Source organism: Siccirubricoccus deserti, from assembly GCF_014283215.1.
GTDB classification, from domain to species: Bacteria; Pseudomonadota; Alphaproteobacteria; order Acetobacterales; family Acetobacteraceae; genus Siccirubricoccus; species Siccirubricoccus deserti.
In genome coordinates this window covers 1-4,721 of sequence record NZ_JACOMF010000141.1, presented here as the reverse complement: position 1 = coordinate 4,721, position 4,721 = coordinate 1, and the positions used below count along the sequence as shown (strand labels likewise).

Annotated in this window: 4 protein-coding genes and 3 pseudogenes; 3 read left to right on the top strand and 4 right to left on the bottom strand. The window is 67.3% G+C overall.

The genetic code is table 11. From position 1 onward, the window contains the following. The 3 genes and pseudogenes from H7965_RS28785 to istA form a co-directional block, all read right to left on the bottom strand. A pseudogene (locus H7965_RS28785) lies at positions 1 to 307 on the bottom strand (ISNCY family transposase); the annotation flags it as partial. 228 nt (positions 308 to 535) lie between these two features. Further along, positions 536 to 793 carry a P-loop NTPase family protein gene (locus H7965_RS28780; protein ID WP_315898721.1) on the bottom strand — a complete coding sequence of 86 codons (258 nt, stop codon included), beginning with the start codon at positions 791 to 793 and terminating at the stop codon, positions 536 to 538. Further along, positions 790 to 2,301 (bottom strand): annotated as a pseudogene (gene istA, locus H7965_RS28775) (IS21 family transposase). Before istA ends, H7965_RS28780 begins: the two are co-directional and overlap by 4 nt. A gap of 359 nt (positions 2,302 to 2,660) precedes the next feature. On the opposite strand from istA, the gene H7965_RS28770 reads away from it, so the two are divergent. The 3 genes from H7965_RS28770 (at position 2,661) to H7965_RS28760 (ending at position 4,597) form a co-directional block, all read left to right on the top strand. After that, entirely contained in the window at positions 2,661 to 3,638 is a 978-nt protein-coding gene (locus tag H7965_RS28770; RefSeq protein ID WP_186773937.1) for a Bug family tripartite tricarboxylate transporter substrate binding protein, read from the top strand. A 132-nt stretch (positions 3,639 to 3,770) separates the two neighbouring features. Then, on the top strand, positions 3,771 to 4,169 hold the full coding sequence (locus tag H7965_RS32160; protein ID WP_186773936.1) for an IS6 family transposase: 399 nt from the start codon (positions 3,771 to 3,773) through the stop codon (positions 4,167 to 4,169). A gap of 2 nt (positions 4,170 to 4,171) precedes the next feature. Next, positions 4,172 to 4,597, top strand: a complete 426-nt coding sequence (locus H7965_RS28760; RefSeq protein ID WP_186773935.1) for an IS6 family transposase — start codon at positions 4,172 to 4,174, stop codon at positions 4,595 to 4,597. Positions 4,598 to 4,609: 12 nt separating this feature from the next. On the opposite strand, the pseudogene H7965_RS28755 reads toward H7965_RS28760, so the two are convergent. Further along, positions 4,610 to 4,721, bottom strand: a pseudogene (locus H7965_RS28755) (IS630 family transposase); the annotation flags it as partial.

The window sequence follows — 4,721 nt, the reverse complement described above, 5'->3', positions numbered from 1 at the left end:
GCAACTCGTCATAGCGGTCCAGCAGGTTGGTGACGCTCCGCTCGGAGATGTCGAGCCCGCGCCCGCGCAGGATGGCGTGGATCTCCGGCACGCTGCGGTGCTCACGGTGGCGCAGCACGCCGGCTAGCGCGATGACGTCCAGGCCGAACTCATGCTGCGGCAGTGCCAGCGCGCCCTCCGCCTCCGGCCGGTAGGGCACGCGAAACCGCCGGCAATCCGGCGCCTCGCAGCGGCGGATCCGCAGCCTCAGGCGCACCATCCCCGACAACGTGACGAGGCTACGGCAGTTCTCGTAGCGCAGTCGCATGTGCCCGCCGCAAGCAGGGCAATCCTGCCGCCCGGGAACCAGCACCCGATCCCGCTCCGGCCGTGCCCGCGCCGACACCCGTGCCATCACGCGCCTCCAGGAGAACCACCGATCCCCCCTCAACGCGCCACGACAGCAAGCTTTGCCAGCCTAGCTTTTTTGAGCCAGCTGTCGCCGGCGGCGAGCGCCATGACCTGGGCCTTGCTGACCATCGGCACGGCATCGAAGTCAAAGCTGTCGAGGGTCTTGTCCGGTGGCAGCCTGTCCGAGGCAGTGCCTCGGACCCTCGAGATGACGTTGGATGCGGCGGTTGGCGCGCTCGGCCATTTCGTGCTCGGCCAGGGCTGCCAGGAAGCGCGCGGCGGGCCAGCCCTCCTTGTCGGCACGGGCAGCGAGATCGGGCCAGATCAGCTTGATGGCGGGCAGCCGGAGATCGGTGAGTGCCAGGGAGAGGCGGCCGGCGTCGATGCTGTCGGCGGGGCTCATGCGACGTCTCCCTGGCCCAGGGTACCGAGTTCCTCATAGGCGGCAAGCGACGGATGGGAGACGGTGATGTCGGGCAGCGCCGCTGCGTCGGGCGCGAAACGTGCGCGCAGGCCGGCCATGTCAGGCAGGCGGCCGGCCTTGAGCTCGGCCTCGACCAGGCCGGCCAGTTCCGCCTCACAGGCGCGCTCATGGGCGAGGGCGAGGAGTTCCACCGTGGCGCGGCAGGCCAGGCGATCCGGCATGGCAGCGCGCAGGGCCTCGAAGGCACGAGCATAGGCCGCGCGCGGGAACAGGCTGTCGCGGTAGATCAGGCCCAGCAGCGCCATCGGCTTGCGGCGGAGCGCATGGATCACGTGGCGATAGTCGACGACATGGCCATGCCGGCCATCGGGGCGGGATCGGCCGCGGGGCAGCGTGAACTGGCGCGTGCCGCCGAGATAGACCTCGAGCCGATCGTCGAACAGCCGGACCCGCAGGCGGTGGCCGATCAGTCAGGACGGGACGCTGTAGAACACCCGGCGCAGCGTGAAGCCGCTGGAGGAGGTGACGGTGACGACCGCCTCCTCATGGTCGGCGGTGCGCCGGGCGGGCAGGTCCCGCAGGCTGGCGCGCTCGATGGCGATGCGCGGCGCCACGCGGGCGTTGTGCCGCCCGACCACCTCGTCGACGAAGCTGCGGTAGACGGCGAGGTCGGCGAACTCTCGCGCGCCACGCAGCAGCAACGCGTCGGCGATCGCTGCTTTGAGGTGGCCATGTGCGCTCTCGATCACGCCGTTCTCATGCGCCACGCCCGGGTTGTTGCGGCTGGGTTGCATGCCGTAGTGTGTGCAGAGCGCGTCGTAGCGCCGCGTCAGGTCATCCGCCGCCTCCTGGCCAAGGTTGCGGAAGGCAGCCGAGAGGCTGTCGCTGCGATGCTCCAGCGGTGCGCCGCCGAGCGCCCAGAGGGCGTTCTGCAGGCCCTCGGCCAGGGCGACGTAGCTCTCGCCGCCCAGGACGACATGCGCGTGCTCGAAGCCCGAATAGGGCAGCCGGAAATGGTAAAGCCGGTGGTCGAGCGGCTGGCCGGCAATGGTGATGGCCAGGTCGCGCATGTCGGTGAAGTCCGATAGCCCGAGCCGGCCGGGCTCGTGCAGCTGGCGAAAGATCACCTCCTGCTCGGGCCCGTGCAGCGCCCGCCAGGAGCGGATCCGCCGCTCCAGCGTCCGCCGGGTCCCGGCACCGAGGTCGGGATGACGCCGGCGCATCTCCTCGAAGACGGCGATCGGCCGCAGCCCGGGCGAGGTCTGCAGCAGCGGCACGACCTCGCTGTCCCAGATGGCCGCCAACGGGTCTGGCCGGCGCCGCTCCCGCTGGGGCGTCCGTTGCGAGGGCGGGCGGGGATCCTGCTCGATGCGGTAGGCGGTGGCCGTGCTGAACCCCGCCCTGGCGGCGGCGATCGGCACTGGCTCGGTCCGGCGGAACGTCATGTACAGCCTCATCTGGCGGTCGGTGACATGGCGGCCGGGCAATGGCGGACCCTCACAGCGAAGGTCCCATTCCGATGCCCACCGACCGAACCCCCCTGATAGTCTCCACCCCGCTCGTACGGGGCGCACACCGCCGTGGCACCGCCGGTCGGGCTACGCCCTCTCGGCGGTGCCACGGCGGCGTTTCTCATCCTGATTGCCGCGCGTTCTCACCTTGGTTGCCGCGCAGCAGCCAAACTCTGCAACAGAGCCCCTCAGCCCCACTCGATCCGCTGCCATGCTGGCCATGCGCGCACGCATCAGGATAGGCTTGGCACGCAATGCCATACCTGCCGGCGGCGGGTACTGGAGAGAGAGAGAGAGAGAGAGCGCGGGACGCTCCTTTAGCAGGGGAGGCTGAAATGAAACGTCGTAATGTTCTTGCTGCACTCGCGGCCGCGCCGCTCGCTCTGACTGTGAGCCGAGCCCAAGGTCAGCCGCAATGGCGGCCAGATCGTCCAGTCCGGGTGATAGTACCCTTCGCCGCCGGTGGCAGTACTGATACCACTGCGCGTTTGGTCGCTGAGGGGTTGACCGGGCCACTTGGCCAGCCGGTTGTGGTCGAGAACCGCGCCGGCGCTGGGGGAACCGTTGCTACCGACTTCGTCGCCCGCAGCGCGCCAGATGGCTATACTATTATCCTGGGGACAAACACGACGTTCGCGGCTGCGCCGGCGCTCTTCCCAAACCTGCCCTATGATCCATTGCGTGACTTCACGCCGATCGCCATCGTTGCCTTCACACCGAATATGGCGGCGATCCATCCATCAGTTCCAGCAAACAACCTCCAAGAATTCATTAACTACGCAAGATCCAACCCGGGCAAAATCAGCTACGGCTCGGGCGGCCCAGGAAGTTCGCAGCACCTCTCGGCGGCCTTGCTCGCCCATATGGCCGGGCTCGAGATGACGCATGTCGCCTATCGTGGCGGCGCGCCGGCGGCTGTCGATCTGCTTTCAGGACGCGTCCAGCTCGTCATCAATCCGCTGATCGAGGTGCTGCCCTTCATCCGGGAGGGTAAGGTCAAAGCAATCGGCACGACCACACGCCAGCGCGCCTCCCAGTTCCCGGACATCCCGTCGATCGGCGAGATCCTCCCCGGTTTCGAGGTGGCTGGTTGGGCCGGGCTGTTTGCGCCTACCGGAACTCCGGCAGCGGTGATGCAGCGTCTGTCGCGTGACACGGTGACAGCCATGAACCAGCCAGCGATGCGTCAAAGGGTCGAGGAGCTTGGTTCCATCCCGGTGGCCATGGACGCCGTGGAGGCAGCGCGCTTCCATGCCGCTGAGCTCCCAAAATGGGCGGAACTGGTCCGAATCTCAGGTGCTAAGCTGGAGTAGGCAAGGACTGAGCCTGAGGCGCTCTGCCATGCCTCGGGCAAGTGGCACTTGCGACCGGCAGATGCCCTGGCGGGGGCATTGCCAAGTTGATGGTCTCTGGCTGGAACGACCCGACCGGGCGAAGGTGACGGGATGTCGCCCGAACTCGCCACCTACCCCGGCTACCGCCTTGCGGCCGAGATCATCAGCCACGCGATCTGGCTCTATCATGTCTTCGGCCTGAGCCTACGGGATGTGGAACTGATCCTGGCCGAGCAGGGCATCGGCGTCACGCACGAGAGGCATTGTCAGGTTGTTAGGGTGGTGGACGCGTTTGAGCGCGCGGTACGAAACCCAACAAGCTTACGCGGTCCTCTGGACGCACGTCTCCTGCCGCCAGATCCGGAATGCCTTGGCGCGGGCATCGCGGTACTCAGCGGCGGTCATCAGATGCCGCCGCGGACGGAAGTGGCCATAGATCATTGCGTGGGATGGCATTGCCAAGTTGGCGGCTTCTGTCCGGAACGGAGCGGTTGGGCCAAGCTGGGTTGATGATGCCCGAGCCCGTCACCTACCCTGGCTACCGCTTCCCCGCCGAGATCATCAGCCACGCCGTATGGCTTTATCATGTCTTCAGCCTGAGCCTGCGGGACGTCGAGCTGATCCTGGCAGAACGCGGGATCACGGTCACCCACGAGAGCATCCGGCAGTGGGGCCTGAGGTTCGGAGCCGACTTCGCCCGCAAGCTGCGTCGGCGCCGGCCGAAGACAGGCGACAGCTGGCACCTCGATGAGGTTTTCCTGCGTATCAACGGTATACTGTACTACCTCTGGCGCGCGGTGGATCAGCACGGGGTCGTGCTCGACATCCTGGTGCAGGGGCGGCGGAACGCGACCGCAGCCAAACGCTTCTTCAAACGCCTGCTCGCCGGCCTGAAGTACAAGCCGAAGTGCATCGTCACCGATGGGCTGCGCAGCTAGGGCGGAATCCGATCATTCTGGTTCATAGCCTGCGGCGGTGAAGTAGTTTCGGCACTCTTCCGGGGTAAAGCGTGGCAGGGCGTCGCGGATGGCATCCCAGAGCCCGTCGATGGTCCGCGCGGCG

Coding starts and splice junctions, on each gene's coding strand:
- H7965_RS28780 (WP_315898721.1), bottom strand. CDS start 793: ATGAGCCCCGCCGACAGCATCGACGCCGGCCGCCTCTCCCTGGCACTC.
- H7965_RS28770 (WP_186773937.1), top strand. CDS start 2,661: ATGAAACGTCGTAATGTTCTTGCTGCACTCGCGGCCGCGCCGCTCGCT.
- H7965_RS32160 (WP_186773936.1), top strand. CDS start 3,771: ATGTCGCCCGAACTCGCCACCTACCCCGGCTACCGCCTTGCGGCCGAG.
- H7965_RS28760 (WP_186773935.1), top strand. CDS start 4,172: ATGCCCGAGCCCGTCACCTACCCTGGCTACCGCTTCCCCGCCGAGATC.